This is a genomic window from Frankiales bacterium, from assembly GCA_016125335.1.
In the GTDB taxonomy this organism is placed as follows: Bacteria; Actinomycetota; Actinomycetes; order S36-B12; family CAIYMF01; genus Longivirga.
In genome coordinates, this window is the sequence record WGLY01000021.1 from 87,268 (window position 1) to 113,133 (window position 25,866).

General features: G+C 72.9%; 22 protein-coding genes and 1 tRNA gene. 12 read left to right on the forward strand and 11 right to left on the reverse strand.

Features of this window, described 5'->3' with window-relative positions; genetic code table 11:
• Positions 1-24 precede the first annotated feature (24 nt).
• A complete protein-coding gene (locus tag GC157_12535; GenBank protein ID MBI1378292.1) occupies positions 25-459 on the reverse strand; it encodes an OsmC family peroxiredoxin in 435 nt (144 codons plus the stop codon).
• A 364-nt stretch (positions 460-823) separates the two neighbouring features.
• Here GC157_12535 and GC157_12540 point away from each other — a divergent pair, with 364 nt between their 5' ends.
• The 3 genes from GC157_12540 to GC157_12550 all read left to right on the forward strand — a co-directional run bounded on the left by GC157_12540 (position 824) and on the right by GC157_12550 (position 5,157).
• The gene (locus GC157_12540) at positions 824-1,537 is read left to right on the forward strand and encodes a diguanylate cyclase (protein ID MBI1378293.1); all 714 of its coding nucleotides are present in this window, start codon (positions 824-826) and stop codon (positions 1,535-1,537) included.
• 153 nt (positions 1,538-1,690) lie between these two features.
• Positions 1,691-3,421, forward strand: coding sequence for a hypothetical protein (locus tag GC157_12545; protein MBI1378294.1), 1,731 nt, complete (start codon positions 1,691-1,693; stop codon positions 3,419-3,421).
• Positions 3,422-3,549: 128 nt separating this feature from the next.
• Positions 3,550-5,157 carry a hypothetical protein gene (locus tag GC157_12550; protein MBI1378295.1) on the forward strand — a complete coding sequence of 536 codons (1,608 nt, stop codon included), beginning with the start codon at positions 3,550-3,552 and terminating at the stop codon, positions 5,155-5,157.
• Between the two features lie 10 nt (positions 5,158-5,167).
• On the opposite strand, the gene GC157_12555 is transcribed toward GC157_12550, so the two are convergent.
• From GC157_12555 to GC157_12580, 6 genes are read right to left on the reverse strand one after another with little or no spacing between them, the layout of a single operon-like run.
• Entirely contained in the window at positions 5,168-5,383 is a 216-nt protein-coding gene (locus GC157_12555) for a hypothetical protein (GenBank protein MBI1378296.1), read from the reverse strand.
• A gap of 8 nt (positions 5,384-5,391) precedes the next feature.
• The gene (gene bioB, locus GC157_12560) at positions 5,392-6,432 is read right to left on the reverse strand and encodes a biotin synthase BioB (protein ID MBI1378297.1); all 1,041 of its coding nucleotides are present in this window, start codon (positions 6,430-6,432) and stop codon (positions 5,392-5,394) included.
• Positions 6,429-7,160, reverse strand: coding sequence for an ATP-dependent dethiobiotin synthetase BioD (gene bioD, locus GC157_12565; protein MBI1378298.1), 732 nt, complete (start codon positions 7,158-7,160; stop codon positions 6,429-6,431). The genes bioB and bioD overlap by 4 nt, the downstream gene beginning before the upstream one ends.
• Positions 7,157-8,371, reverse strand: coding sequence for an aminotransferase class I/II-fold pyridoxal phosphate-dependent enzyme (locus GC157_12570; protein MBI1378299.1), 1,215 nt, complete (start codon positions 8,369-8,371; stop codon positions 7,157-7,159). Before GC157_12570 ends, bioD begins: the two co-directional genes overlap by 4 nt.
• Positions 8,368-9,690, reverse strand: a complete 1,323-nt coding sequence (bioA, locus tag GC157_12575) for an adenosylmethionine--8-amino-7-oxononanoate transaminase (protein ID MBI1378300.1) — start codon at positions 9,688-9,690, stop codon at positions 8,368-8,370. The genes GC157_12570 and bioA overlap by 4 nt, the downstream gene beginning before the upstream one ends.
• 43 nt (positions 9,691-9,733) lie before the next feature.
• Complete coding sequence (locus GC157_12580; GenBank protein MBI1378301.1) at positions 9,734-10,384, reverse strand: uracil phosphoribosyltransferase; 651 nt, start codon at positions 10,382-10,384, stop codon at positions 9,734-9,736.
• A gap of 141 nt (positions 10,385-10,525) precedes the next feature.
• Here GC157_12580 and GC157_12585 point away from each other — a divergent pair, with 141 nt between their 5' ends.
• From GC157_12585 to GC157_12595, 3 genes are all read left to right on the forward strand, one after another.
• Positions 10,526-11,011 (forward strand): hypothetical protein, encoded by a 486-nt coding sequence (locus GC157_12585; protein MBI1378302.1) that lies wholly within the window; start codon positions 10,526-10,528, stop codon positions 11,009-11,011.
• Positions 11,012-11,067: 56 nt separating this feature from the next.
• Positions 11,068-11,508 carry a nucleoside deaminase gene (locus GC157_12590; GenBank protein ID MBI1378303.1) on the forward strand — a complete coding sequence of 147 codons (441 nt, stop codon included), beginning with the start codon at positions 11,068-11,070 and terminating at the stop codon, positions 11,506-11,508.
• An 85-nt stretch (positions 11,509-11,593) separates the two neighbouring features.
• Positions 11,594-11,678: transfer RNA gene (locus tag GC157_12595), tRNA-Ser, on the forward strand.
• A 239-nt stretch (positions 11,679-11,917) separates the two neighbouring features.
• On the opposite strand, the gene GC157_12600 is transcribed toward GC157_12595, so the two are convergent.
• The 4 genes from GC157_12600 to GC157_12615 are packed head-to-tail and all read right to left on the reverse strand — an operon-like array spanning position 11,918 to position 16,186.
• Positions 11,918-13,102, reverse strand: a complete 1,185-nt coding sequence (locus GC157_12600; protein ID MBI1378304.1) for a molybdopterin molybdenumtransferase MoeA — start codon at positions 13,100-13,102, stop codon at positions 11,918-11,920.
• Positions 13,099-13,419, reverse strand: coding sequence for a DUF2249 domain-containing protein (locus GC157_12605; protein MBI1378305.1), 321 nt, complete (start codon positions 13,417-13,419; stop codon positions 13,099-13,101). The genes GC157_12600 and GC157_12605 overlap by 4 nt, the downstream gene beginning before the upstream one ends.
• Before the next feature lie 53 nt (positions 13,420-13,472).
• Positions 13,473-14,882, reverse strand: coding sequence for an MFS transporter (locus tag GC157_12610; protein MBI1378306.1), 1,410 nt, complete (start codon positions 14,880-14,882; stop codon positions 13,473-13,475).
• 29 nt (positions 14,883-14,911) lie between these two features.
• The gene (locus GC157_12615) at positions 14,912-16,186 is read right to left on the reverse strand and encodes an MFS transporter (GenBank protein MBI1378307.1); all 1,275 of its coding nucleotides are present in this window, start codon (positions 16,184-16,186) and stop codon (positions 14,912-14,914) included.
• 398 nt (positions 16,187-16,584) lie between these two features.
• Here GC157_12615 and GC157_12620 point away from each other — a divergent pair, with 398 nt between their 5' ends.
• Genes GC157_12620 through GC157_12645 form a run of 6 tightly spaced genes read left to right on the forward strand, consistent with a single transcriptional unit; the run spans position 16,585 to position 25,150 of the window.
• Positions 16,585-17,241, forward strand: a complete 657-nt coding sequence (locus GC157_12620; GenBank protein MBI1378308.1) for a helix-turn-helix domain-containing protein — start codon at positions 16,585-16,587, stop codon at positions 17,239-17,241.
• Entirely contained in the window at positions 17,235-20,927 is a 3,693-nt protein-coding gene (locus tag GC157_12625) for a nitrate reductase subunit alpha (GenBank protein ID MBI1378309.1), read from the forward strand. The genes GC157_12620 and GC157_12625 overlap by 7 nt, the downstream gene beginning before the upstream one ends.
• Positions 20,927-22,510 (forward strand): nitrate reductase subunit beta, encoded by a 1,584-nt coding sequence (gene narH, locus GC157_12630; protein MBI1378310.1) that lies wholly within the window; start codon positions 20,927-20,929, stop codon positions 22,508-22,510. Before GC157_12625 ends, narH begins: the two co-directional genes overlap by 1 nt.
• On the forward strand, positions 22,507-23,157 hold the full coding sequence (gene narJ, locus GC157_12635; protein MBI1378311.1) for a nitrate reductase molybdenum cofactor assembly chaperone: 651 nt from the start codon (positions 22,507-22,509) through the stop codon (positions 23,155-23,157). Before narH ends, narJ begins: the two co-directional genes overlap by 4 nt.
• Positions 23,154-23,909 (forward strand): respiratory nitrate reductase subunit gamma, encoded by a 756-nt coding sequence (gene narI, locus GC157_12640; GenBank protein ID MBI1378312.1) that lies wholly within the window; start codon positions 23,154-23,156, stop codon positions 23,907-23,909. The genes narJ and narI overlap by 4 nt, the downstream gene beginning before the upstream one ends.
• A gap of 2 nt (positions 23,910-23,911) precedes the next feature.
• Complete coding sequence (locus tag GC157_12645; protein MBI1378313.1) at positions 23,912-25,150, forward strand: hypothetical protein; 1,239 nt, start codon at positions 23,912-23,914, stop codon at positions 25,148-25,150.
• Positions 25,151-25,866: the final 716 nt, after the last annotated feature.

Consider the following 25,866-nt stretch of genomic DNA (forward strand, 5'->3'; position numbering starts at 1 on the left):
ACTATTGTCCCGCATTCCCCGTTTCTACAGCAGGGTGGCCGTCACCGTGATGTCGGGGACGCCGGCGAGCGCCTTGCTCACGGGGCAGCCGGCCTTGGCGGCGGCCGCGGCCTCCGCGAATGACTCCTGCGTCGCGCCCGGCACGGTGCCGTCGACGGTGAGCCGGACGGCCACGATGGCGAGCCCGGTGTCGTTACGGCCGAGCTCGACCTCGGCGCTCACCGACAGGCTCGTGGGGGGCGTGCCGGCCTGGGTGAGGCCGTTGGACAGCGACATCGCGTAGCAGGCCGAGTGCGCGGCCGCGATGAGCTCCTCCGGGCTGGTCATGCCGTCCGGCTCGCCCGCTCGGCTGGGGAAGGTGACCGGGAACTCGCCGGCGTTGCTCGAGTCGAGGGTGACCACCCCCGAGCCGGTCTGCAGCTCACCGGTCCACCGGGTGGTCGCGTCACGAACGGGCATGGCTCCTCCTCGACATGGGATGCTGGCGCTCGCCCCAACCCTCGACCCTGCCGGGATGTTCCGCACCCGCTGGGCCGAGGCGGCCGGCCGGTCCGCCCGCGCGGCGGCACCGCCCGTCCGGGGGCTCAGGCACGGGGGCCCGTGTGTCGACAGGACGGTCATGAGCGAGGAGACGCTCGGCGGCCCCGAGGGGCGCCGGCCCCGCCGGGCCTGGAACGTGCGCGTCCTGGCCATCGGCGCCGGCATGGTCGTCGTCGCCGCCCTCGGCGTCCGGTTCCCCGACGTCGTGCCCACCACGTTCCTGTGGGTGGGGGTGGTCGCGGCCGCCGCGTTCGCCACCCCCCGGGCCACGGCAGGGCTCGCCGTGCTCGGGCTCGCCCTCGCGCTGGCCGCAGGCCTCGCGACCGACCAGGGCCCGCTGACCACGTTCTGGCTGCGGCTGGTGGCGTGGCTCGCGGTGTCCGCCGTGGCGGTGGGCCTGGCCCGGGCGCGCACCCGCCGCGAGGCGCACCTGTGGGACCTCGCCACCAGCGACCCGCTCACCGGGCTGGCCAACCGGCGGCTGCTGCTCGAGCGGCTCGAGGCCCAGCTCTCCGTGCGCGGCCGCACCGAGGACGCCGCCGTCCTCTACCTCGACCTCGACCGGTTCAAGCAGGTCAACGACACGCGCGGGCACGACGTCGGCGACGCCGTGCTCGTGGAGGTCGCGGCCCGGCTCCGCTGGGCCGTGCGCCGCGAGGACACCGTGGCGCGGCTCGGTGGCGACGAGTTCGTCGTCGCGTGCGCCGCGATCGAGGGCGAGCCGGGGGTCGAGCACCTCGCCCGGCGGATCACCGAGTCGCTCCAGGAGCCGATCGCCGTGCGCGGCGCGCCGGCGACCGTGGGCGTGACGATCGGGGTGCTGCTCGTGGCGCCGGACGAGCGCCCCGACGCCGAATCGGCGCTGCACGCCGCGGACACCCTGCTCCTCGAGGCCAAGGCCCGGTCCGGCACGGGGGTGCGGCTGCTCCAGGCGCGTTACCGTCCCGCCGGGCTGCCCGGGCGCACGAGCAGCGTCGACCCGGCCGCCTCCGCCTGACGCCCCGCTGAGCGAACCGGGTCGCGCCGACCCGCCCGGGTGATCGGACGGGGGGCGGACGCCGGGCCGCGGGCGTGCCAGGATGGCCGACGGCGCGACGTCGGACGGTCGTGCCGCCGACCAGCTGCACGGACGCTCCGGGGAGACGATCACGTGACCTTCAGCCGTCGGGCGCGCATCGCACGCGCCACGGTCCTGCTCACCGCCGCCGGGATCGCCGCGGCCACCCTGCCGGGGGCCACGGCGCAAGCCGTGGTCGACACCCCGCAGTTCGGCTACATCGAGTGCTCCACGGGGGACGCGACGACCTGCGACCAGGTGCTCTGGTCCGGCCCCGCGACCGGATCGAGCCCCGCGCCGGTCGCGCTCACGCCCACCTCCGGGCACTACCAGACCTACAGCTACGACATGACCGAGTCCGGCGACACCTGGGTCGTCGGCCTGCGCCACGGCCCCGTCGTCGACGACGGCTTCGACTCCACCACGGGCCTCGTGCTGGTGCACCGCGGCAGCGGGCCCGGCCACCCCGTCACGAGCCGGGTGCTGAGCACCTCGTGGGAGGCCAACCCGGTGATCCGCCGCTCGGACGGCAAGTTCGTGTGGTGGCTCAGCGGCGGGGTGCTGCACAAGTTCACGGCGTCCTACGACGAGACCACCGGCGCCATCTCGGGCACCGCGTCCACCATGGCCGCCCCGGCGCTGGCCGGCGGCCCGCTGGAGATCGCCACCCGTCTCGCCGTGTCGCCCGGCGGTCTGCACGCCGCGGTGCTGTTCCACAACGACACCGTCGACGGCTCCGGCGCGGTGACCAACCACCGCGACCGCGTCGTGGCGGCGTACCTGCTCACGCAGGCGGGTGCCACCCAGCCCTACTTCCAGAAGACCTACGACACCAGCGGCTCGGACAAGACCGCCCCGCTGAGCAACACGTTCACGTTCACCGACGAGACCACGCTGCTCTACGACGAGTACCAGTTCGCCGCGGGCAGCTCGCCCACGGCGGTGTCCGCCGTCAGCGCGACGATCCCGTCGTCCGGGCCGCGCACCTCGGCCACCACGGCGGTGCCGGCGCTCGACGACTACTACGACGTGCACGCCATGGGCAGCGGCCCGGTCACCTACTGGGCCTGGAAGGACACCGCCGGCTCGCCGCTGACGTCCACCGCCGGCTCCACCACCGACCTGGGCACGGCGCCCACGCCGCTGTCGGGCCCCCGCGACAACGGCGACACCAGCTACCGGTACGTCCCGACGTCGTCCACGCCGGCGCCGATGCCGTCGGCGGCCAACCGCGCCACGGCCCACGCGCACCTCGTGCTCTCCGCCAAGCGTGTGCTGTCCGGCAAGCGCCCGGCCTTCTGGGGCTACAACCTCTACCTCCAGCCGGCCGTGGGCTCGACCTACAGCGACGCCTACGCCGACGAGGTCGACGCCGGCACCCTGCACTGGCAGGCGGTGGGCACGCAGTTCGTCGGGTCGCAGGCCACCTCGGGCTCCGGTGCCTTCCAGGCCGGCTCGGCCACCTACCTCGGCTACACGCCGACGCTCTCGCGCAACACCTACGTGTGGTGGAGCTACTCGGGCGACTACCTCACCCGGCCCGGGTCCTCGGCCAAGTCGCTCGTGGTCGTGGTGCCGCGGATGGGCCTGAGCGTGAAGTCCAGCGGCATCCGCCACATCGTCTACGGCCACGTGGCACGCCGGTACGGCGGCGTCACGCTCTACCGCGTGCGCGGGTCGTCGCTGCAGAAGATCGCGACCGCGAAGATCACCGCGCAGGGCGACTTCAGCTTCGGCAGCCGGGTGCTCTACCGCGGGACCTACAAGGTGATCTCCGCCGGCGACAAGTACTGGGCCCAGGCGGCCGCCCGCACCACGATCTGACCCTGAGCGGCCGCCCGGGTGGACGGCGCGCCGGGACCCCCCACGTGAGGGTGTCGTCGGCATGCGGGTCGTGGCACCATCCGCCGTGGTCCCGCACCCCGCGGGACGCCCACGACACGGGGGACCGCATGACCCACCCGCGCCCGCGCCGCCGCGCCGCGCTCGCCGCCACACTCGCCGCCGGCCTCGGCCTCGCCCTGCTCTCCGCCGCGCCCGTCCAGGCGCTCGGCGCCGGTCCGTACGTCGTCTACGTCGACGCGACGGACGGCTCGATGCACGTCGGCGACCCGGACGCGACCGAGACCCAGCCCGTCTCGACCGGGGGCTTCGTCTCCGGGCAGCTCGACGCCTCCTCCGACGGCAGCGTCGTGGCGGTCGTGGGCGCGTCGGGGCCGCCGAGCGCGCCGTACTACGACATGGCGCACGGGCTCGTGGTGTCCGACTCCGGTGCCACGCAGGTGCTCGCCTCGATCGTGGACGCCAACCCCGTGGTGGCCCCGGACGGCTCGAGCGTGTGGTTCGTCAGCGAGGGCGACGTCTACCGCTGGGACCGCAGCACCTCGGCGATCACGCGCCTCACGCTCAACGCGCCGCTGGCCCCGGCCACCGGCGCCGAGCTGCTCACCTGGTTCGCGGTCTCCCCGAGCGCCAGCTCGGTCGCCGGCGTGTTCGTGACGGCCTCGGGCAGCACCATCCAGAAGTCGCGCCTCGAGGTCGACTCGCTCGCGACGGCCAACCCCGGCGCCCCGGACTGGACGGTGTCCTACGACACCGCCTCGGGTGTGCAGGAGCTGCTGCCCGAGCGGCCGGTGTTCAGCGACGACAGCACGCTCTACTTCCCGATCTGCAACGTCGCCGGCACCCCGTCGTGCGAGGAGTGGAGCTGGTCGTACGTCGACACCTCCTCGAGCGGGAACGTGCCGGCCGCGGCGTCCGGCGACCTCGACAACGCCTACCAGCTGCGCCTGCTCGACGGCACCTGGTGGGCCTGGACCGACAGCGGCAGCAGCTCGGTGGCGCAGACGTCGTCCAACCTCGTGGCGTGGACCACGAACGTGCTCACGCGCACCGACGGCAACCACACGACGCAGTACACCCCCGTGTCCGCGGCGCCCGCCACGTTCTCCGCGCACCAGGCCTCCTCTCCCACGGCGACCTCGAAGGCGGTGATGCTGTTCTCCACCGGTGTGGTCAAGACCGGCGGCCAGGCGGTGTTCTCGGCCTACGGCGCCTACCTCAAGGCCGTCGGCGGGCAGACCCTGGCCGACGCACCGCAGGTGATCGAGCGCGGCGCCGTGCAGTGGTCGCAGGACGGCGGCCGGACGTGGCACCCGTGGATCGTCACCAGCGGCGCGACGACCGTGCCCTGGCCGGGCGAGCCGTGGCCGGGCAACGGCAAGACCTTCAAGCTCGGGCGCAACACGTGGTTCCGCTTCTCGGTCATCCCGGACGTGCTCGTGGGCAAGTCGAGCACCTCGCCGCGGCTGGTGAAGGTCAGCCCCACGCTGCGCACCCGGGTCGCCCGCTACGGCGGGAGCACCACGGTGTCCGGCGTCGCCGGGCGCCGCTACGGCACCGCAGCGCTCTACAAGGGCACGCACAAGGTGGCCACGGCGAAGATCAGCGCGAAGGGCGCGTTCAGCTTCGGCCGGCGGTACCTGTCCTCGGGCAACTACCAGGTGCGGATCCTGCCCGACGCGTCGTGGACCAAGGCGTCCGGCACGGTCCGGGTCTGACGCGCGGCGGTCAGACCAGCGGGTCGATCGTGTCGCCCCCGCTGGTCTCGCCGTGCTCGGAGCACCGGGCGGTCCAGCCCGTGGGCACCACCTGCACCACCATGCGACGCCGGCACTGCGTGCAGTAGCGGGGCGGCTCGAGCACGAGCGCGGCGTCGCAGGCGAGGTGGTCGCCCGCGCCGCGGTCCTCGCCGCAGCGCGCGCAGTACTCGACGATCCCGGGCATGCCTGCCGTCACAGCGTGGCGTTGAGGGCCTTGACCGGCATGGACAGCTCGTCGAGCAGGGCGAGGTCGTCGCCCGCCGGGCGGCCCAGCGTGGTGAGGTAGTTGCCCACGATCACCGCGTTGATCCCGCCGAGCAGCCCGTCGCGCGTGCCGAGGTCGCCGAGGGTGATCTCGCGGCCTCCGGCATAGCGCAGGATCGTGCGCGGCAGTGCCAGGCGGAACGCCGCGATGGTGCGCAGCGCGTCGGTGGCCGGCATCACCGGCTGGTCGCCGAACGGCGTCCCGGGGCGCGGGTTGAGGAAGTTCAGCGGCACCTCGTGCGGGCCCAGCGCGGCGAGCTGCGCGGCGAACTCGGCGCGCTGCTCGAGGGTCTCGCCCATCCCCACGATGCCGCCGCAGCACACCTCGAGCCCGGCGTCGCGGACCATCTCGAGGGTCGACCAGCGCTGCTCCCACGAGTGCGTGGTGACCACCTGCGGGAAGTACGAGCGGGCGGTCTCGAGGTTGTGGTTGTAGCGGTGCACGCCCATGTCGGCGAGGTCGTCGACCTGCTCCTGGGTGAGCATCCCGAGCGAGGCGGCGACGTTGATGTCGACCGCGGCGCGGATCGCCGCGACCCCCTCGCGCATCTGGGCCATGAGCCGCTCGTCCGGGCCGCGCACCGCGGCCACGATGCAGAACTCCGACGCCCCGGTCTCCGCGGTCTGCACGGCTGCGCGCACCAGCGACGGGATGTCGAGCCAGGCCGAGCGCACGGGGGAGGAGAACAGCCCGGACTGCGAGCAGAAGTGGCAGTCCTCGGGGCAGCCGCCGGTCTTGAGCGAGACGATCCCCTCGACCTCCACCTCCGGCCCGCACCAGCGCATGCGCACCTCGTGCGCGACCTCGAGGAGCTCGGGCAGGGCGTCGTCGGGCAGGCGCAGCACGGCGAGGACGTCGGCCTCCTCGAGCCCGAGGCCCTGGTCGAGGACGCGGTCGCGGGCCCGCTCGAGCACGGCGTAGTGGCCGGCCGCCTCCTCGAGGTCCTCGGTCGGCTGGGTCGCGGTCATCGGGCGTCCTCCTGTGGGTCGTGCCTGCGTCGGAAGTCTCGCGCATCGAAGGCGCCGCCGAGGGCCGGCTCGAGCCCCTCGCGCGCCGCGCGCAGGAAGCCCGCGGCGTCCAGCGCCCCGGCGCCCTCGGCCACGGCGCCGGACAGCGGGCGGGCCGCGAGGGTCTCGAGGTCGCGCAGGTTGCAGCGCGCCGCGAGGTCGGGCTCGCGCGGCCAGGCGCCGATCACGACGCCGGCCAGCCGCAGCCCGCGGTGGGCCATCGCCTCGAGGGTGAGCGCCGTCTGGTTGAGGGTGCCGAGCGCGGGGTGGACGACGACCAGCACGGGGGCGTCGAGCGCCCGGGCCCAGTCGGCGATGGTGGCGCCGTCGTCGTCGTAGCGCACGAGGAGCCCGCCGGCGCCCTCGACGAGCACGAGGTCGCGGCCGGCCGCGAGCCCCCGCACGGCCGCGGCGGACTCGCCGACGTCGAGCGCCGGGCGGCTGGCGCGCCGCGCGGCGGTGGCGGGGGCGAGCGGGTCGGGGTAGCGGGCGTGCTCGTGGAGGTCGTCGACGCCGGCGAGCCGGCGCACCACCTCGAGGTCGCCGGGCTCGCCGGGGGCGACCCCGGTCTGGCCCGGCTTGACCACGGCGACGCGCGAGCCGCGGTCGCGGGCGAGGGCGGCCACCGCCGCGGTGACGACGGTCTTGCCGACGTCGGTGCCCGTGCCGCTCACCACGAGGACGCTCACGACGCCGGTCCCGTCGCGGAGGCGGCCGCGCGGACCTCGGCGAGCACCTCGCCCACGCGGGCGACGTCGTCGTCGCGCAGGTCCGCCCGCGCCGTGAGGCGCAGGCGCGAGCGGCCGTCGGGCACCGACGGGGGCCGGAAGCAGCCCACGCGCACGCCGCGCTCGAGGCACGCGGCGGCAGCCGCGACGGCGGGCCCCGGCTCGCCGACGAGCAGCGAGGTCACCGCCGCGTTCGGCTCGGACGCCGTCCAGCCGCCGGCCCGGGCCGCCCGGGCCAGCTCGTGGGCCCGCGCGCGGGCGCGCTCGGGCAGATCCGGCTCGGCGCGCAGCACGTCGAGCGCCGCGTGGGCCGCGCCGACGGCCGCTGGGGCCAGCCCGGTGTCGAAGATGAAGGGACGGGCGGCGTCCACGACGTGGTCGACCACCTCGCGGGCGCCGAGCACCGCGCCGCCCTGCGAGCCCAGGGCCTTGGACAGGGTGGCCGTCACCACCACGCCGGGGCGCCCGGCCAGGCCGGCCGCGGCGACCGCGCCGCGGCCCGCGTCGCCCACCACCCCGATGCCGTGCGCCTCGTCCACCACGAGGAGAGCGCCGTGGCGCTCGCAGATCTCCGCGAGGGCGGCCAGCGGGGCGAGCGCGCCGTCGACGGAGAACACCGCGTCGGTGACGACGACGGCCTCGCCGCCGCGGCGGCGCCCGGCGAGTGCGGCCTCGACCGCGGCCGGCGTGCACGTCGGGGTGACCACGACGTCGGCGCGCGAGAGGCGGCAGGCGTCGATGATCGACGCGTGGTTCTGGGCGTCGCTCACCACGAGGTCGCCGGGACCGGCCAGCGTGGTGATCGCGGCGAGGTTCGCGAGGTAGCCGCTGGAGAGCACCAGGCCGGCGTCGGCGCCCACGTGCGCGGCGAGGGCGTCCTCGAGGTCGTGGTGGGCGCGGGTGGAGCCGGTGACCAGCCGCGAGCCGGTCGACCCGCCGCCCCAGCGCCGGGCCGCGCGCACGGCGCCCTCGACCACGCGGGGGTCGCGGGCCAGCCCGAGGTAGTCGTTGCTCGCGAGGTCGAGCACCGCCTCGTCGTGCTCGCGCGGCGCGAGCCGGCGGCGCAGCCCCGCCTCGGTGCGCGCCACCGCCGCGCGGCGCAGCAGCTCCAGCGGGTCGGGCCGCTCCCCGGTGCCGTCGTGGCCGGAGGCCTGCTCGGTGCCCGCCGTCATCCGACGACCTCGCGGACGCACCGGTCGACGACGCCCACGAGGGTCTCGAGGTCGTCGTCGCCGATCGCCAGGGGCGGCATGAGCACGACGACGTCGCCGAGCGGACGGATGAGCACGCCGCGCTCGCGGGCGCGCTGGCACACCTCGAACCCGGTGCGCTCGCGCACGCTGCGCACCTCGATGCCGGTCATCGTTCCGATGCGCCGCACCTCGAGCACGCCGTCGTACGCCGCGAGCCCGGCGGTGAGCTCGCCGATGCGCTCGCCGATACGGGCGGCGCGGGCCACCGTGCCGCGCTCGGCCATGAGGTCGAGGCTGGCGATGGCCGCGGCGGCGCACAGCGGGTTGGCGGTGTAGCTGTGGCCGTGGAAGAACGTGCGCCCGCTGTCGGGGGTGCCGAGGAACGCGGCGTAGACCTCCTCGGTGGACAGCACGGCCGACAGCGGCAGGTAGCCGCCGGTGACGCCCTTGCCCAGGGTGAGCAGGTCCGGCACGACGCCCGCGTGCTCGACCGCCCACATCAGGCCGGTGCGCCCGAGCCCCGCGGCGACCTCGTCGGCGACGAGGTAGGCGCCGTGCTCGTCGGCGAGCTCGCGCATGCCGCGCAGGAACGCGGCGTCGTGCGTGAGCATCCCGGCCGCGGCCTGCACCATCGGCTCGACGACGATCGCGCACACGCGCCGGCCGTGCTCGGCGAGCAGCGCGCGCGCCTCGGCCAGCACCTCCTCCGCTCGCTGCGCCGGCGTCTGGCCCTCGGCGCGGATGCCGGGGCTGGAGACCATCACCGTGTCGAGCAGGATCGGCCGGTAGGTGTGGTGGAACAGCTCGATGCCGCCGACGCTCACCGCGCCGAGCGTGTCGCCGTGGTAGCCCTCGGCCACGTGGAGGTAGAGCGGCCGGTCCTCGCCGTACTGCGCCTTCGCCTGGAAGGCCATCTTGATCGCGGCCTCCACCGCGCTCGCGCCGTCGCCGGCGTAGAACACGCGCGAGAGCCGGCGGCGCTCGTCGCCCGGCGCGGTGGCGAGCAGCTTCTCGGCCAGCTCGATGCCGGGCTCGTGGGTGAGGCCGAGGAAGGTCGAGTGGGCCAGCCGGTCGAGCTGGCGGCGGATCGCGTCGTCGATCTCGGGCACCCGGTGGCCGTGCACGTTGACCCACAGCGAGGAGCAGCCGTCGATGTAGCGGGTGCCGTCGGAGTCGACGAGATGGACGCCCTCGCCGCGCTCGATGACCAGCGGGCGGTCGTAGGCCCACAGGGAGTGCTGGGTGAACGGGTGCCAGACGCTGGCCAGGTCGCGCGCGACGAGGTCCTCGGTGGTCATGGCCTCGATCCTGGCAGCCCCTGCGACCGCCGGGGTGCTCGGGTCAGACCACGCCGTAGAGCCGGTCGCCGGCGTCGCCGAGGCCCGGGACGATGTAGCCCTTGTCGTTGAGGCGCTCGTCGAGCCCGGCCGTGACCACGGTGACGTCGACGGAGCGGCCCTCGAACGCCGCCCGCAGCCGCTCGATGCCCTCGGGCGCGGCCAGCAGGCAGATCGCCGTGACGTCCGTGGCGCCGCGGCCGAGCAGCAGGTTGATCGCGTCCACGAGCGTGCCGCCCGTGGCGAGCATCGGGTCGAGGGCGAACACCTGGCGCCCGGAGATGTCGGCGGGCATGCGGTCGGCGTATGTCGACACCTCGAGGGTCTCCTCGTTGCGCACCATGCCGAGGAACCCGACCTCGGCCGTGGGCAGCAGGCGGACCATGCCGTCGAGCATGCCGAGGCCGGCGCGCAGGATCGGGACGACGAGCGGCCGGGGGTCGGCCAGCCGCACGCCCATGGCCGGGGCCACCGGCGTCGACACAGCGACCCGCTCGACCCGGATGCCGCGCGTGGCCTCGTAGGCGAGCAGGGTGACCAGCTCGTCGGCCAGGCGCCGGAAGGTGGGCGAGTCGGTGCGCGCGTCGCGCAGCGCGGTGAGCTTGTGGGCGACGAGCGGGTGGTCGGCGACGTGCACGCGGAGGCTGTCGGGCATGGGCCGAAGGGTAGGCCGTCGCGCTGCCGCATGGGACCCGTGCGGACGTCCGGCTGATTCGTCGCCCCTCGGGGGAGCGCGTCTGTCAGGCTGTGGGCGCGGTACCGCCGGTCCCGCGTGGGTGGCGTGCGAGGAGGCGACGTGGACGACGCATCGGTCGACTTCGCCGTCGCCGCCTGGCGCGAGGACGGCCTGTGGCAGGTCGTCGTGCTCCCGCCGCGTGCGGGCGACTCGCTCGACGCCCTCGTGGCCGCGCTGCGCGCCCAGCAGGGCGAGGGCGGCGTGCTCGGGATGGTGTCGGTGGCCGAGGAGTTCTTCCTCCTCGTGCGCGTGCTCGGCGAGGAGGTGCGCCTGCTGCTCTCGGACCTCTACGCGGCCGAGGAGTGGCCGATCGGCACCGACGCGCTGGACCGCCTGGGCATCCCGTCGCCGGACGACGACGACAGCGACGACCTCCAGCCCGCCGGCGACCTGCGCATCGTGGAGGACTTCGGGGTCGGTCCCGTCGACATCGAGCTGCTGCTCGACGACGACGACATGTGGCCCGACGAGCAGCTGGCCTCGATCGCCGCACGGGTCGGCTTCGGCGAGCAGTTCGACGCGGCGCTCGAGCAGCTGCCCGACTGAGCCGCTGCGGCTGGGATGATCGCCCGGTGCAGCCGCGACCCGAGGACGTCGAGGCGATGCGCCACGCGCTCGACGAGGCCCGCCGGGCCCTCGATCTCGGCGAGGTCCCGATCGGGGCCGTCGTCCTCGACGCGACGGGCGCGGTGATCGGGGTCGGGCGCAACGAGCGCGAGGCCTCGCACGACCCCACTGCGCATGCCGAGGTGGTGGCGCTGCGCGCCGCCGCGGCGGCGCTGGGCACCTGGCGGCTCGACGGCGCGACACTCGCGGTGACCCTCGAGCCCTGCCCCATGTGCGCCGGCGCCGCCTGGCTCTCCCGGGTGGCCCGGGTGGTGTTCGGCGCCTGGAACGAGGAGTACGGCGCCGCCGGGTCGCTGTGGGACGTCCTGCGCGACGGGCGGCTCAACCACCGTCCGGAGGTGGTGTCCGGCGTGCTGGCACCGGAGTGCGCCGGGCTGCTCTCCGACTTCTTCGCCCGGCGCCGCGACGCCGACTGACGACCGCCGTACGGCCGGCCGTGCGCCCCCGCAGGCCGTCACGGCGATTTTCGACTCCGGCCGCGCACCTTGTACCCTCCTCGGCGGTGGCGTGTCCGAGCGGCCGAAGGAGCACGCCTCGAAAGCGTGTGAGGGGAAACTCTCCGTGGGTTCAAATCCCACCGCCACCGCCGCTGGAAACGACAGGGACCCCCGGGCGCTCGTTCCGGGGGTCCCTGTCGTATCCAGCACGTGGATGCACGGGGATTTGGGAGGAGCGCCGAGGGGGCCGCAGGCCGTCCCGGCGCGACGGCTCCCACCGCCACCGCCGCTGGAAACGACAGGGACCCTCGGGCGCTCGTTCCGGGGGTCCCTGTCGTATCCAGCAGGTGGATGCTCGGGGCCTGGGAGGAGCCCGAGGTGCCGCGGTTCAGACGGGGAGGGGCAGCCACGGGAGCACGGCGCCCGGCTGGCTGCCGCCGGGGGGAACGATGACGAAGCCCTCGGCCGTGGCCAGGCCGCGGAGCATGCCCGGTCCGAGGTGTCGGGCGGCCACCGCGCCGTGAGGGCCGCGGTGGGCGAGCACCATGCGGGTGGCATGCGGAGGCGCGAGGAACGCGGCCTCACTGGTGATCGTGCCCAGACGGGGGGCAGGGCGGTTGAGCAGCCGGGCGATCACGGGTTCTGCCAGCGTCAGCAGCGCAGCGATCGCCGCCTGGGGGTTCCCGGGAAGGCCGACGAGGTGCCGGTGCCCGGGGAGGGCTGCCAGCAGCATCGGGTGCCCCGGGCGTACGGCGACCGAGTCGACGACGAGCTGCGCGCCGGTCCGGTCCAGGGCTGCGTGCACGTGGTCGACGGGGCCGGCCGCCGTGCCTCCCGTCGTGATGACGAGATCGGTGCACGCGCCGAGGAAGGAGTCGACGAGCGCTTGCCGGTCGTCGCGCACGTGTGTCACCCGGCGCACGTCGACGCCGAGCCGGCGGAGCCACCCGGGCAGCTGCGGACCCAGCGAGTCGCGGACCCTCCCCTCGCGTGCCGGGCCGGCGTCGAGCAGCTCGTCGCCGAGGACGAGCAGCGTGCAGGTGGGACGCCGTACGACGGTGAGGGCGTCGGCGCCCGCGGCTGCGGCGAGCCCGACATGGCCGGGCCCCAGCACGGTTCCGGCATGGAGCAGCGCCTCGCCCTCGAGCGCCTCCTCGCCCGCGGGCCGGATGTGGCGGCCGGCAGGGTCGTCGCCGGAGGTGAGGACGCCGTCGACGACGGTGCCGTCCTCGCTGCGGACCACGCCGGTGGCGCCCGCCGGGAGTCGCGCCCCTGTGGCGATCGCGAGGGCCGTTCCGGGGCGCACGGGAGGACCGCTCTGTCCCGCGAGCACCCGGCCGACGACGAGCCAGGGCCCGTCACCGCTGGTGGCCCAGCCGTCCATCGCCGACGCGGTGAAGGCCGGGAGCGGGGTGCCGGCCACGACATCGACGCCCAGCGTGCGTCCGTCGGCCGCCCCGAGAGGGACGGTCTCCAGGGGCAGCGGGCGGCCCGACCGGTAGGCCAGGTCGCGCGCCACGTCCCACGCCGGGCTGACGGCTCGGCCCGCCGTCACGGCCGGTGCGGCGCTCATCGGCGGGTGAGCCGCACGTGCCACTCGTCGGGCCCTTCCTGCTCGAGGTGCACCAGGAACGCGTCGGGCTCGCGCTCCTCGAGCTCGCGCAGCAGCGGGACGGGCTCGTGAGGAGCGACCAGCACCAGCGACCCGCCCACGCCGACGCCGCTCAGGGCGCCGAGGATCGCGGGATGGCGGACGGCGGGCGGGATCTGCCGCACGTCGAGCCTCGGCGCCTCGGCGTCGCCGTGCCCGCAGGTGCAGTGACCGCCGCACCCGCCGGTGGCCGCCTCGACCTCGAGGTGGGAAGGAGCAGGACGAGGGGTGAGCGGCATGGGTCCTCCAGAGGGTGCGACGGGTCGAGGGTGGGGTGGTCTCCCGGAACGAGTCACGAGGGCTTGGGTGCTCCCGGACGCACATAGCGGATCCAGGTGAGCGCGATGCAGGCGAGCGCGAACACCACGCCGAGGTAGAAGAAGTTGGTCACGGTCGAGACGGCGAGGCCGATGCCGAAGAAGAACGGGCCGTAGGCGGCGATCGCAGAGGTCCATCCGATCACTCCGCCGGCCTGTCGCCGCTCGAAGATCATCGGCATCTGCTTGAAGGTGGAGGCGTTGCCGATGCCGGTGAAGAAGAAGATGGCGATCATCCCGTAGAGGAAGCCCTGGAAGTCGGACTGCAACGCGTCGGCGCCCTGGCTGGGGTCCGGCGTTACGTGCTGGATCGTGAACAGCAGTGACGCGAGGATGCCGATCCCGGACACGAGCGTCCACCGGGCACCGCCGAAGCGATCGGTCAGCGGGGCGAACGCCACCCGCGCTCCGGCGCCCACGAGCGGGCCGAGGAACGCGAACTTGAGCGGGGTGGGGATCGCGTAGCCGGAGACGAGCGCGTGGGTGGAGCCGTCGGCCGCCGTCGCGACGATGGCGGCGTTGCCGGCGCCGTAGAGGTTCTTGATGAGCAGGCCGAACTGCGCGGACAGCCCGGAGAACGTGCCGAACGTCATGATGTAGAGCGCCGTCATGAACCAGGTGTCGACGTTGCCGAAGATGTCCATCTGCTGCCGGAAGTTGGCGCGCACCGGGACGCTGCGCAGCGTCGTCCAGGCCAGGACCGCAGCGACGATGACGAACGGGACGTAGACGTACGCGGCGTTCTGGTACCAGGCGTCGACTGTGGTGCCCTTGGCCGCGTCGTGGAACTTCTGCGACGCGCCGAGGAAGCCGACCATGCCGAGGCCGATGACCCAGGGCGTGACGAACTGGACGATGGAGACCCCGAAGTTGCCGATGCCCGCCTGCAGGCCGAGTGCTGTGCCTTGCTTGCTGCGGGGGAAGAAGTACGACGTGCTGGGCATGAACCCGGAGAACGCGCCGCCGCCGACCCCGGCGAGGAACGCCAGGATCATGAATGTCGTGTAGCTGGTGGACGGGTTCTGCACGGCCATGCCCCAGCCGACCAGCGGGATGAGCAGCAGGACCGTTGTCAGTGTGATCAGCCTGCGCGTCCCCAGGATCGGGGGCAGCCACATCCAGACGAGGCGCAGCGTTCCCCCGGCGAGGCCGGGCATCGCCGCGAGCCAGTAGAGCTGGTTCTTGTCGAGCTTGAAGCCCAGCCCGGTGAGCTGCGGGGCCAGGGCGCTGGCGAGGTACCACGTGCAGAAGGCCAGGGTGAGCGACCCCGTGGTGATCCAGAGGGTGCGCCAGGCCAGGCCGGAGTTCCAGGTCTCGCCGTTCTCCGGGTCCCAGTCGGTGAGCCACTCGCCGCCCTTGCGGCTCGAGGCTGTCGTGGTGGTCATGATGGCGCGGTCCTCATCTCGTGGGAGGTTCAGCGGCTCGACGCGGTGTCGAGGGCTCGGCGGGGCTGCTCGAACTCGTGGGCGAGCTCGGGCGAGGACTGGTGGAGCATGTGCACGACCGTGAGGTGCATCCAGACCGAGCACGCGAGGGTCAGAAGGAACAGGACGCCGAACAACGCGGTCGGCAGACCTGTCCAAGCCACGGCGTAGCCGAACACGGGGAGCAGGAAGAAGCCGCCCAGACCGCCGAGCATCCCGACCAGGCCGCCGACGGCGCCCACGTCGTGCGGGAAGTACTCGGGGATGTGCTTGTAGACGGCGGCCTTGCCGATGCCCATCGAGCAACCGAGCACCACGACGAAGAACGTGAACCCCATGAGGCCCAGGTGCCACGGCAGGATCTCGGCGGTTCCGTCGGCGGACCGGGATGGCGCGACGTCCACGGTGATGTAGCCGGACGGCATCATGAGCACGCCCGTCGAGACCAGCATGAGCCCGAACGTCCAGTACATGATGCGGCGGGCGCCGACCTTGTCCGACAGCCAGCCGCCCACAGGTCGCAGCAGCGAGGCGGGGAAGATGAACAGCGCAGTCAGCAGGCCGGCCTGCCACAGCTCGACGCCGTAGTTGGTCTCGAAGTACTTCGGCAGCGCCGATGCCAGCGCGACGTAGGCCCCGAAGACGGCGACGTAGTAGAGGCTGAACCGCCACACGCGCAGGTGCCTGAGGGGCAGGAGCATCACGCGCACCGGCACGCTCCGGCCGGGCCGCCGGTCGTGGCGCGGGGTCACCAGCCACAGCGCGAGCGCCATCACGAGCAGGGCGACCGCGTAGATGACGGGGACGAGCCGCCAGCCGCCCGAGATGACGCCGAAGTAGGTCGCGCCCGCGGTCCCCGCGATGATCGCCGGACCGATCAGCTTGGTGACCGACGCGCCGACGTTGCCCGCACCGAACACCCCGAGGGCGAACCCCTGCTGGGAGCGCGGGAACCACGCGCTGTTCCAGGCGATGCCGTTGGAGAACGAGTTGCCCGCGAAGCCGATGAGGAAGGCGAGGACGAACAGGGCCACCGGGCTGTGGGTCCCGGCCAGCAGGAAGGTCGGCACCGCAGCCATCACGAGCATGGCCGCCATGACGATCCGTCCGCCCCAGCGGTCGGCCAGGATGCCGGTGCCGAGCCTCCAGATGGCGCCGTTGAGCACCGGCAGCGCGGTCAGCCAGTAGAACGCCGTGTCCGAGAGCCCGAACTCCTTCTGGATCGGGATGCCGAGGATCCCGAACTGCATCCACACCGCGAACATGAGGGTGAACGCGAGGGTGGACGTGACCAGCACGCGGTAGCGCCCCCGCGCCGGCTCCTCGTCCGCCGGGCCCGTCCGGTCGGCCGCCCCCGCCGGGATCCCGGCGACGTCGGGCCGACCCGCAAGGTCCTGGCCGCTGATGGTGGTCACGGGGATCTCCTCGACGGTGTTATTTACTAGTCGCCACGGAACATAGTGGTTCGCTCGGGGACGGTGTCCACTGTTGCCGCGGATATTTCTCGTGACCTGGGCCACATAAGGACGCTCTATCCAGCGTGGATCGACGGTGTACGCTCGCGGCGCGGTGATTGATCCGCTCGATCGGATAAATAACAGGAGGGGTTGTGCTTCGCAGTCGTCGCGGGTCCGTCCCCGACTCCACAGGCCCGGATCGGCTGGTGCACGACCTGCTGCGCGGGTCCGACGAGGCGATGTCCGTCGCGCAGATCGTCTCGGCCACCGGCCTGCACGCCAACACGGTGCGGGCGCACCTGGCCCTGCTCCAGGACATGGGGCAGGTCGAGTCGGTTCCCGAGCGGCGCGCGACGCCGGGCCGCCCGCGCCTGCTGTACCGGGCGAGCGCGGGGCCGGTCGAGGATCCGTACCGCGTGCTGGCCGCCGAGCTCGCCGCAGCCACCGCCGCGACCAGCGAGGAGCGATCGGGCGACACGCCTGGTGTCGCGGCCGGACGCCGCCTGGCGCGGGCCCAGCGCCGGAAGGCGGACGCACCCGGGGAGGTCGACCCCGAGCGGTCCGTGGCGATGGCGGTCGAGGGCCTCGACGTCCTCGGGTTCGAGACGACGACCGACCCGCTCGGCGACCGGCTCTACCTGTCGGTGTGCCCGTTCCTCGAGATGGCCAAGGAGGACCGGGCGATCTGCCGGCTGCACCGCGAGATGCTCGACGGGTTCTTCTCCGAGCTGGGCAGCGGGGTGTCGGTGCGACGGCTCGACATCTTCGTCAAGGGCGACCTGTGCGTGGCCCATCTCGCGCGCCCCGACCTCCGACCGGCACCGGCACCGCTCAGGACCTCCGAGGATGAGGAGACATCGTGACCACGCCCCGGCTCGACGACCCGGTCGTCGACGGCCTCATCAGCGCCCGCTCGTTCCTGTCGCGCAGTGACGTGTCGAGCGACAAGCGCGCCGTGTTCCACGTGGGCGGGCGCGAGGGCGACGTCTTCTACCGCGACCGCTGGAGCCACGACAAGGTCGTCCGCAGCACGCACGGGGTGAACTGCACGGGGTCGTGCTCGTGGAAGGTGTACGTCAAGGACGGCATCATCACCTGGGAGACGCAGCAGACCGACTACCCCAGCGTCGGCGCGGACTCGCCCGAGTACGAGCCCCGCGGCTGCCCGCGCGGCGCGGCGTTCTCCTGGTACACGTACTCGCCGACGCGCGTGCGGTACCCCTACGTGCGAGGCATGCTGCTCGACCTCTACCGCGCCGCCAAGAGCGACACCGGTGGCGACGCCGTCGAGGCATGGAAGCGGGTCGTCTCGGACCCGGAGGCACGTCGCGCCTACCAGCGCGCCCGCGGCAAGGGCGGCCTCGTCCGCACCACGTGGGACGAGGCGCTGGAGATCGTGGCGGCCGCGCAGGTGCACACCATCGAGAGCTACGGCCCCGACCGGGTGGCCGGCTTCTCCCCGATCCCGGCCATGTCGATGGCCTCGCACGCGTCCGGCGCCCGCTACACCTCGCTCATCGGCGGCACGATGCTGTCGTTCTACGACTGGTACTGCGACCTGCCGATCGCCTCGCCGCAGATCTGGGGCGACCAGACCGATGTGCCGGAGTCGGCGGACTGGTGGAACGCGTCGTTCCTCATCATGTGGGGCTCCAACATCCCCACGACCCGCACTCCCGACGCCCACTTCATGACCGAGGCCCGCTACAAGGGCATGAAGGTCGTCACCGTCAGCCCCGACTACGCCGACAACACGAAGTTCGCCGACGAGTGGCTGCCCGCGGCCCCGGGGACCGACGGCGCCCTGGCTATGGCGATGGGCCACGTGATCCTGCGCGAGTTCTACGTCGACCGGCAGGCGCCGATGTTCCTCGACTACGCCAAGCGCTACACCGATCTCCCCTTCCTGGTGTCGCTCCGCGAGCACGACGGCGCGTGGGTGCCGGACCGATTCGTGATGGCGTCCGACCTCGGCCACGACGTCGAGGCTGCGGAGTGGAAGCCGGCACTGATCGACGAGCGCACGGGCGAGCCCGTGGTGCCGCAGGGCTCGTTGGGGTTCCGGCACACCGAGTCCGGCATGGGACGGTGGAACCTCGACCTGCAGGGCGTCGAGCCGCAGCTGTCGATGCACGGTGCCGGCAGCGGGAGCGTGGAGGTGGACCTTCCTCGCTTCGACGTGGGTGACCACGGATCCGAGCGCGACGGGGCGATCCGGCGCGGCGTCCCGGTGCGGCGGCTCGGCGACCTGACCGTCACGACCGTCTACGACCTCCTGCTCGCCCAGTACGGCGTCGGCCGCCCGGGCCTCCCGGGCACGTGGGCCGCCGGCTACGACGACGCCGAGAGCCCGTACACCCCGGCGTGGCAGGAGGAGATCACCTCCGTGCCCGCCGCCACCGTCGAGCGCGTCGCGCGGCAGTTCGCGCAGAACGCCGAGGACTCCGGCGGCCGTTCCATGATCACCCTCGGTGCCGGCACCAACCACTGGTACCACTCCGACACCATCTACCGCGCCATCGTGTCCCTGGTCCTCCTCACGGGGTGCCAGGGCAAGAACGGCGGTGGCTGGGCCCACTACGTCGGTCAGGAGAAGGCCCGCCCGTTCACGGGCTGGGCGCAGCTCGCGTTCGGCGCCGACTGGTCGCGTCCTCCGCGGCAGATGGCGGGGACGTCGTACTGGTACCTGCACACGGACCAGTGGCGCTACGACGCGTTCGGTGCCGACGACGTCGCGAGCACGCTCGGCACCGGACGGTTCCGCGGGCAGGCCTTCGCCGACACCCTCGCCCAGGCGGTCCGGATGGGCTGGACCCCGTCCTACCCCACGTTCGACCGGAACCCGATCGACCTCGCCCGCGAGGCCGAGGAGTCCGGATCCACGATCGCGGAGCACGTCGTCGAGCAGCTGCGGTCCGGCGACCTGCGCTTCTCCGTGGAGGACCCCGACGCCGAGGCGAACTGGCCGCGGGTGCTCACCGTGTGGCGCGCGAACCTGCTCGGGTCGTCCGGGAAGGGCAACGAGTACTTCCTCAAGCACCTGCTCGGGACCGACGGGGCTGTCGACGCCGCTCAGACACCGGAAGGCCTGCGCCCGCAGGAGGTGGTCTGGCGGGACGAGGCGCCCGAGGGCAAGCTCGACCTCCTCGTGTCGCTCGACTTCCGCATGACGAGCACGGGTCTGTTCAGCGACGTGCTGCTCCCCGCAGCGACCTGGTACGAGAAGTACGACATCGCCTCCACCGACATGCACCCCTACGTGCACGCCTTCAGCGCGGCGATCCAGCCGCCGTGGCAGACACGCAGCGACTACGACGCCTTCCAGCAGATGGCCGAGGTCTTCTCCCGCCTTGCGGGCCCTCGGCTCGGCACGGTCAAGGACGTCGTCGCGCTGCCGCTCCAGCACGACACCCCCACCGAGACGGCCCAGCCCGGCGGTCGCGCGCTCGACTGGTCGAAGGGCGAGTGCGAGCCGCTCCCGGGGCGGACGATGCCCAGCCTCGTGGTGGTCGAGCGCGACTACGGCGCCATCGCGGCCAAGATGGCCTCGCTCGGCCCGAACGTCGAGTCCCTGGGCACCGTCGTCAAGGGCGTCACGCTCAAGCAGCAGAGCACGGTCGACCGGCTCCGCGCCGTCAACGGAGTGGTGCGCGGCGGCGTCGCCGACGGACGCCCGCGACTGGCCACGGCCGAGCAGGCGTGCGAGGCGATCCTGAGCCTCTCCGGGGTGTCCTACGGGGAGATCGCGGTGGCCGGCTTCGAGTTCCTGGAGCGTCGCACCGGTCAGCCCATGGCTGACCTCGCGCGCGAGCACGAGGGCAAGATCATCAGCTTCGCGGACACGCAGAGCAGGCCTCAGCCGGTCATCACGTCGTGGGAGTGGTCGGGGAGCGAGCACGGCGGACGCCGGTACTCGCCGTTCGTCATCAACGTCGAGCGGCTCAAGCCGTGGCACACGATCACCGGCCGGCAGCACTTCTTCCTCGACCACGACTGGATGACCGAGGTGGGCGAGCAGCTGCCCACGTACCGCCCGCCGCTCAACCTGCACGCTCTCGCCGGCTACCCGCGCCTCGGCGACGTCGACGAGGCGGGGGTCGTCGTCCGCTACCTCACCCCCCACTCCAAGTGGTCGATCCACTCGGAGTACCAGGACAACCTGTTCATGCTCGCGCTCTCGCGCGGAGGCCCGGACATCTGGATGAGCCGTGAGGACGCCGAGAAGATCGGTGTCAAGGACAACGAGTGGATCGAGGCGCACAACCGCAACGGCGTCGTCGTCGCCCGCGCCGTCGTCTCGCACCGCATGCCCGAGGGCACCGTGTTCATGTACCACGCCAAGGACCGCACCGTCGGCGTCCCCCGCGTCGAGCGCACGGGCAAGCGCGGTGGCATCCACAACTCCCTCACGCGACTGCTCATGAAGCCGACGCACCTCATCGGCGGCTACGGCCAGCTCTCGTACGGGTTCAACTACTACGGCCCCACCGGCAACCAGCGCGACGAGGTGACGGTCATCCGCCGCCGGTCGCAGGAGGTGCAGTACTGATGACGCGCGTGATGGCCCAGGTGGGCATGGTGATGAACCTCGACAAGTGCATCGGGTGCCACACCTGCTCGGTGACGTGCAAGCAGACGTGGACCAACAGGCGCGGCGTCGAGTACGTGTGGTTCAACAACGTGGAGACCCGGCCCGGGCTCGGCTACCCCCGCCGTTACGAGGACCAGGAGCAGTGGAAGGGCGGATGGGAGCGCACTCGGCGCGGCAAGCTCCGCCTGCGGGGCGGCAGCCGCTGGCAGCGGCTGGCCACCATCTTCAGCAATCCCAAGCTGCCCGGGCTCGACGACTACTACGAGCCCTGGACCTACGACTACGACACGCTCATCTCCGCGCCCCCGATGGACACGATGCCGGTGGCCCGGCCCAAGTCGATGATCACCGGCAAGGACATGGAGATCACCTGGGGGGCCAACTGGGACGACGATCTCGGTGGCACACACGAGCGCGGTCACGAGGACCCGATGCTCAAGGGCATCACCGACCAGGTGTCCTTCGATTTCGAGAAGGCCTTCATGTTCTACCTGCCGCGCATCTGCGAGCACTGCCTCAATCCGGCGTGCGTGGCGTCATGTCCGTCGGGCGCGATGTACAAGCGGAGCGAGGACGGCATCGTGCTCGTGGACCAGGACCGCTGCCGCGGCTGGCGCATGTGCGTGAGCGGGTGCCCGTACAAGAAGGTCTACTTCAACCACCGCACCGGCAAGGCCGAGAAGTGCACGTTCTGCTACCCCCGCCTCGAAGTGGGCCAGCCGACCGTGTGCGCGGAGACCTGCGTCGGCCGGCTGCGCTACATCGGCCTGTTCCTGTACGACGCCGACAGGGTGCTCGAAGCCGCGTCGGTCGAGGACGAGAAGGATCTCTACGAGGCGCAGCTCGACGTCCTGCTCGACCCGGAGGACCCGGCCGTCGTCGAGCAGGCGCGACGGGACGGGGTCCCTGAGGACTGGATCGTCGCGGCGCAGAAGTCGCCGGTCTACACGCTCGCGAAGAAGTACCGCCTCGCCCTGCCGCTGCACCCGGAGTACCGCACCATGCCCATGGTCTGGTACATCCCGCCGCTCTCACCGCTCGTCGATGCCCTCGTCAACAGCGGGCACGACGGTGAGGAGATCGGGAACCTGTTCGGCGCCATCGAGGCGATGCGCATCCCCATCGGCTACCTCGCCAACCTCCTCACCGCCGGCGACACCGCTGTCGTCGACGGCGTGCTGCGGCGGCTGGCCGCCATGCGCTCCTACATGCGCGACATCAACCTCGGCCGCGATCCCGACGAGTCGATCCCGGCCCGCGTGGGACTGACCGGCGAGGACCTCTACGACCTCTACCGCCTGCTGGCCATCGCGAAGTACGAGCAGCGCTACGTCATCCCCGCGGCGCACCAGGAGGCGGCCGACGCGCTGGAGGAGACGGGCTGCTCCCTCGACTTCGAGGGCGGCCCGGGGATCGGTCAGCTCACGCCGGTCGGCGAGGTCAGGCCGGTCCCGGTGTCGATCGAGAGCTTCCACGTCGCCAAGAAGCGCGCGCTCGCGGACAGCCACGCGCAGCTGAAGCAGGACGGGAGCGACCTGTGACCGCCCACGACTCCTTCCTGCAGGCCGGCGAGACGTCCGTGCGTCGGCTCCTCGCGGTGTGCTCCATGCTGCTCGCCTACCCCGACGATCGCAGCGTCCAGCGTCTCCCCCTCGTCGAGGGCAGCCTGGAGGGGCTCCCGGCCGACGCGCGCGAGCCGTTGCGGCGGTTCGTCTCCTGGCTCGCGGGGCTCGGCGCCAGGCCGGCCCAGGAGCACTACGTCGAGATCTTCGACCGCCGCCGCAAGGCCTGCCTGTACCTGACCTACTTCCTCAACGGCGACACCCGGCGTCGTGGGATGGCCCTGGTGGAGTTCAAGGAGCTGTACCAGGCGGCCGGGTACGACCTCGGCCCCGAGGAGCTGCCGGACTTCCTGCCGGTGGTCCTCGAGTTCGGAGCAGTCGCCGACGTGGCCGTCGCCCTCGAGCTGCTCGCCTCTCACCGCTCGGGACTGGAGCTGCTCTCCGCCGCACTCGAGCGGTTCGGCTCCCCCTACGCCGACGTCGTCGACGCGCTCCTCGTCGTCGTCCCGCCCGCCGTCGAGGGCCCGAGCGCGGCAGAGCTGGCCGAGATGGGGCCGCCCGCCGAGCAGGTCGGGCTGGCTCCGTTCGTGCCACTCGAGTCGCTGAAGGTGGGTGGTCGCGCATGAGCTCGTTCCCGACCCTGTTCTGGGTCGCGCTGCCCTACGCGTCGTTCATCGCGTTCCTGGTCGGCATGTACTGGCGCTACCACTACGACGCCTACGGGTGGACCACGCGCTCGTCGCAGATGTACGAGTCACGGCTGCTGCGCATCGGCAGCCCGCTGTTCCACGTCGGCATCCTCATGGCGCTGGCGGGCCACGTGGTCGGGCTGCTCGTCCCCGAGGCCTGGACGACGGCCCTCGGCGTGTCGGAGCAGGCCTACCACGTCGGAGCAGTCGCGATGGGCGTCGTCGCCGCCGCGATGGTCGTGACCGGACTCGCGATCCTGATCTACCGCCGGCGGACGCAGGCACGCGTGTTCGGTGTCACCACGCGCATGGACAAGCTCATGTACGTGCTGCTCGCCGGGGTGGTTCTGCTCGGCGTCTTCAACACCGTGGGCGTCAACCTGCTGGACATCGGCGGCGGCCACCCCGGCGGTTACAACTACCGCGAGAGCGTCGCGGTCTGGTTCCGCAGCATCGTGTTCCTCAACCCCCAGCCCGACCTCATGGCCGAGGCCCCGTGGAGCTTCCAGCTCCATGCCGTGCTCGCGATGGTGCTGTTCGCCGTCGTTCCGTTCACGCGGCTGGTGCACATCTTCAGCGTGCCGGTCGGGTACGTGGCCCGTCCGTACATCGTCTACCGCAGCCGCGACCCGAGGAACCAGGGCAACCGCGACCCGCGCCGCGGCTGGGAGCCGGTACGCCGGCCGTAGTCGTGCGCGAGCTGCCCGGGAGGCACCCGAACCGCGCGCGCCGGGCGGCCTGGCTGATCCGCACGGGGTGGGCGCCGCTGCTGTGGATCGCCGCGGCCGCAGCGGCGCTGCTGCACGACCTGCTGGCCGGGGGAGACGGGTGGCTGCCGGTCCACCTGGCGCTGCTCGGAGCCGTGAGCAACGTGATCGTCGTGTGGTCCGCGCACTTCGCCAACGCCGTGCTGCGCACCCGGGACGACGGTCATGCGGGACAGGCGCGACGCCTCGTGGCGCTCAACGCGGGGGTCCTGACCGTCGTCGCCGGGGAGGTGCAGGACGTGCTCCCCGTCCTCGTCGCCGGGGCGGTCCTCGTCGCCCTCGCGGTGCTCGCGCATGCGTGGTGGCTGCTGGCGCGCCTCCGTCGCTCGCTGCCGGCGCGATTCTCCCGCGTCGTGCGCTACTACGTCGCTGCCGCGGCCATGCTCGTCGTCGGGATCTGCCTCGGCGTGGCTCTGGAGGCAGGCGCGGGAGGCGATGCGTGGGCTCCGCGCCTCCTCGTCGCGCACCTCACGCTGAACGTGGTCGGATGGGTGTCGCTCACCGTCGTGGGCACGTTGGTGACCCTGTGGCCGACCATGCTGCGGACTCCGATGGGCGACGGGAGCGAGACGGTCGCGTTCGCGGCCCTGCCCCTCCTGGTGATGGCGGTGACGACGTCGGCGCTCGGCGCGCTGCTCGGCCGGCATGTGGTGTCGTCCCTGGGCGACCTCGCCTTCCTCGTCGTCCTCGTCGCAGTTGGACGGCCGCTCGTGCGCCAGGCCAGGAGCAAGCCCCCTCGGGAGCTCGGCGCCCTGTCCGTGCTCGCAGGATGCCTCTGGTTCGTGGCCGGCATCCCGATCCTCGCGTGGGCGGAGCTCCGCGCAGGTTCCTGGGAGTCGGTCGCGGACACGATCGGCTCCGTCGTCCTCCCGATGCTGGTGCTGGGATTCGCGGTCCAGACGGTGATCGGCGCCCTGACCTACCTGGTGCCGGTGATGCTCGGCGGGGGTCCGGATGCCGTGCGACGGTCGATCGTGCGCGTGCAGCGCGGCGGACGCGTCCGGCTCGTGATGGGCAACGCCGCCCTGGTCGGCGCCGTCGTCCTGCCCCGCGCGGACGCCCGCGCGCTCTGCCTCGCAGCGTGCGTCGTCGTCCTGCTCCTCGACGTCGGAGTCCTCGCGCTCGGCGCCGTGTCGGCCCGCACGCGCGCAGCGGTGCCGTGAGCGGCGGCCCGCCCTCTGGCATCTGCCCGCGCGGGATCGTCGACGTGCGCCATGGCGCCGCGGGCGTCAGGGCACGCCCTACGCAGGCATCAGAAGGGTGGGAGTTCCGGGGGACCACTGCGTCCGTGGGCGTCGCCGACGTCGTCGTCGGCGGGTGCGTCGGGGTCGTGCCCCGGTAGCGCGGCACCGGCCACGGCCGGGGCACCGACGGGCGGGGCGCCGACGCGCGAGGCAGCGCCTGGTGGTGGTTCGAGAACGGGCTGGGCGGGGATGCGGATGCGTTGCCGCCATCGGATGGCCCAGGTTCCGGACCCGTCGGGGGCGCTGTCCTCGATGGTGGCGTGCCCGGCGGTCTTCACCTGGTGGCAGCGGGAGCACAGGCCGCCGCAGTTGGCGGTGTCGCTCGCGCCCTGGGGGAACGAGAGCGCGTGGTCCATCTCCTGTGCGCGGCGGGTGCAGCCCGGGCGGCGGCAGACCGGGTCGCGGTGCAGCACGTGCTCACGCAGCGGACCGGGGAGGTACTGGCGGGTGCCGTAGTCCAGCAGGTGCCCGTCGACCGGATCGACGACCAGCCGGCGCCAGTGCTCGGCGACGGCGGCGACCTCGCGCGCGATGGGTGCGGGGATCGGGGTGCCGTTGAGGAGGGCCAGGCCGTCGCGCTCGCCGCGCAGGGTGTCGAGGTCCATCACGACGTGCAGCTCGGTCTGGGTGCGCGA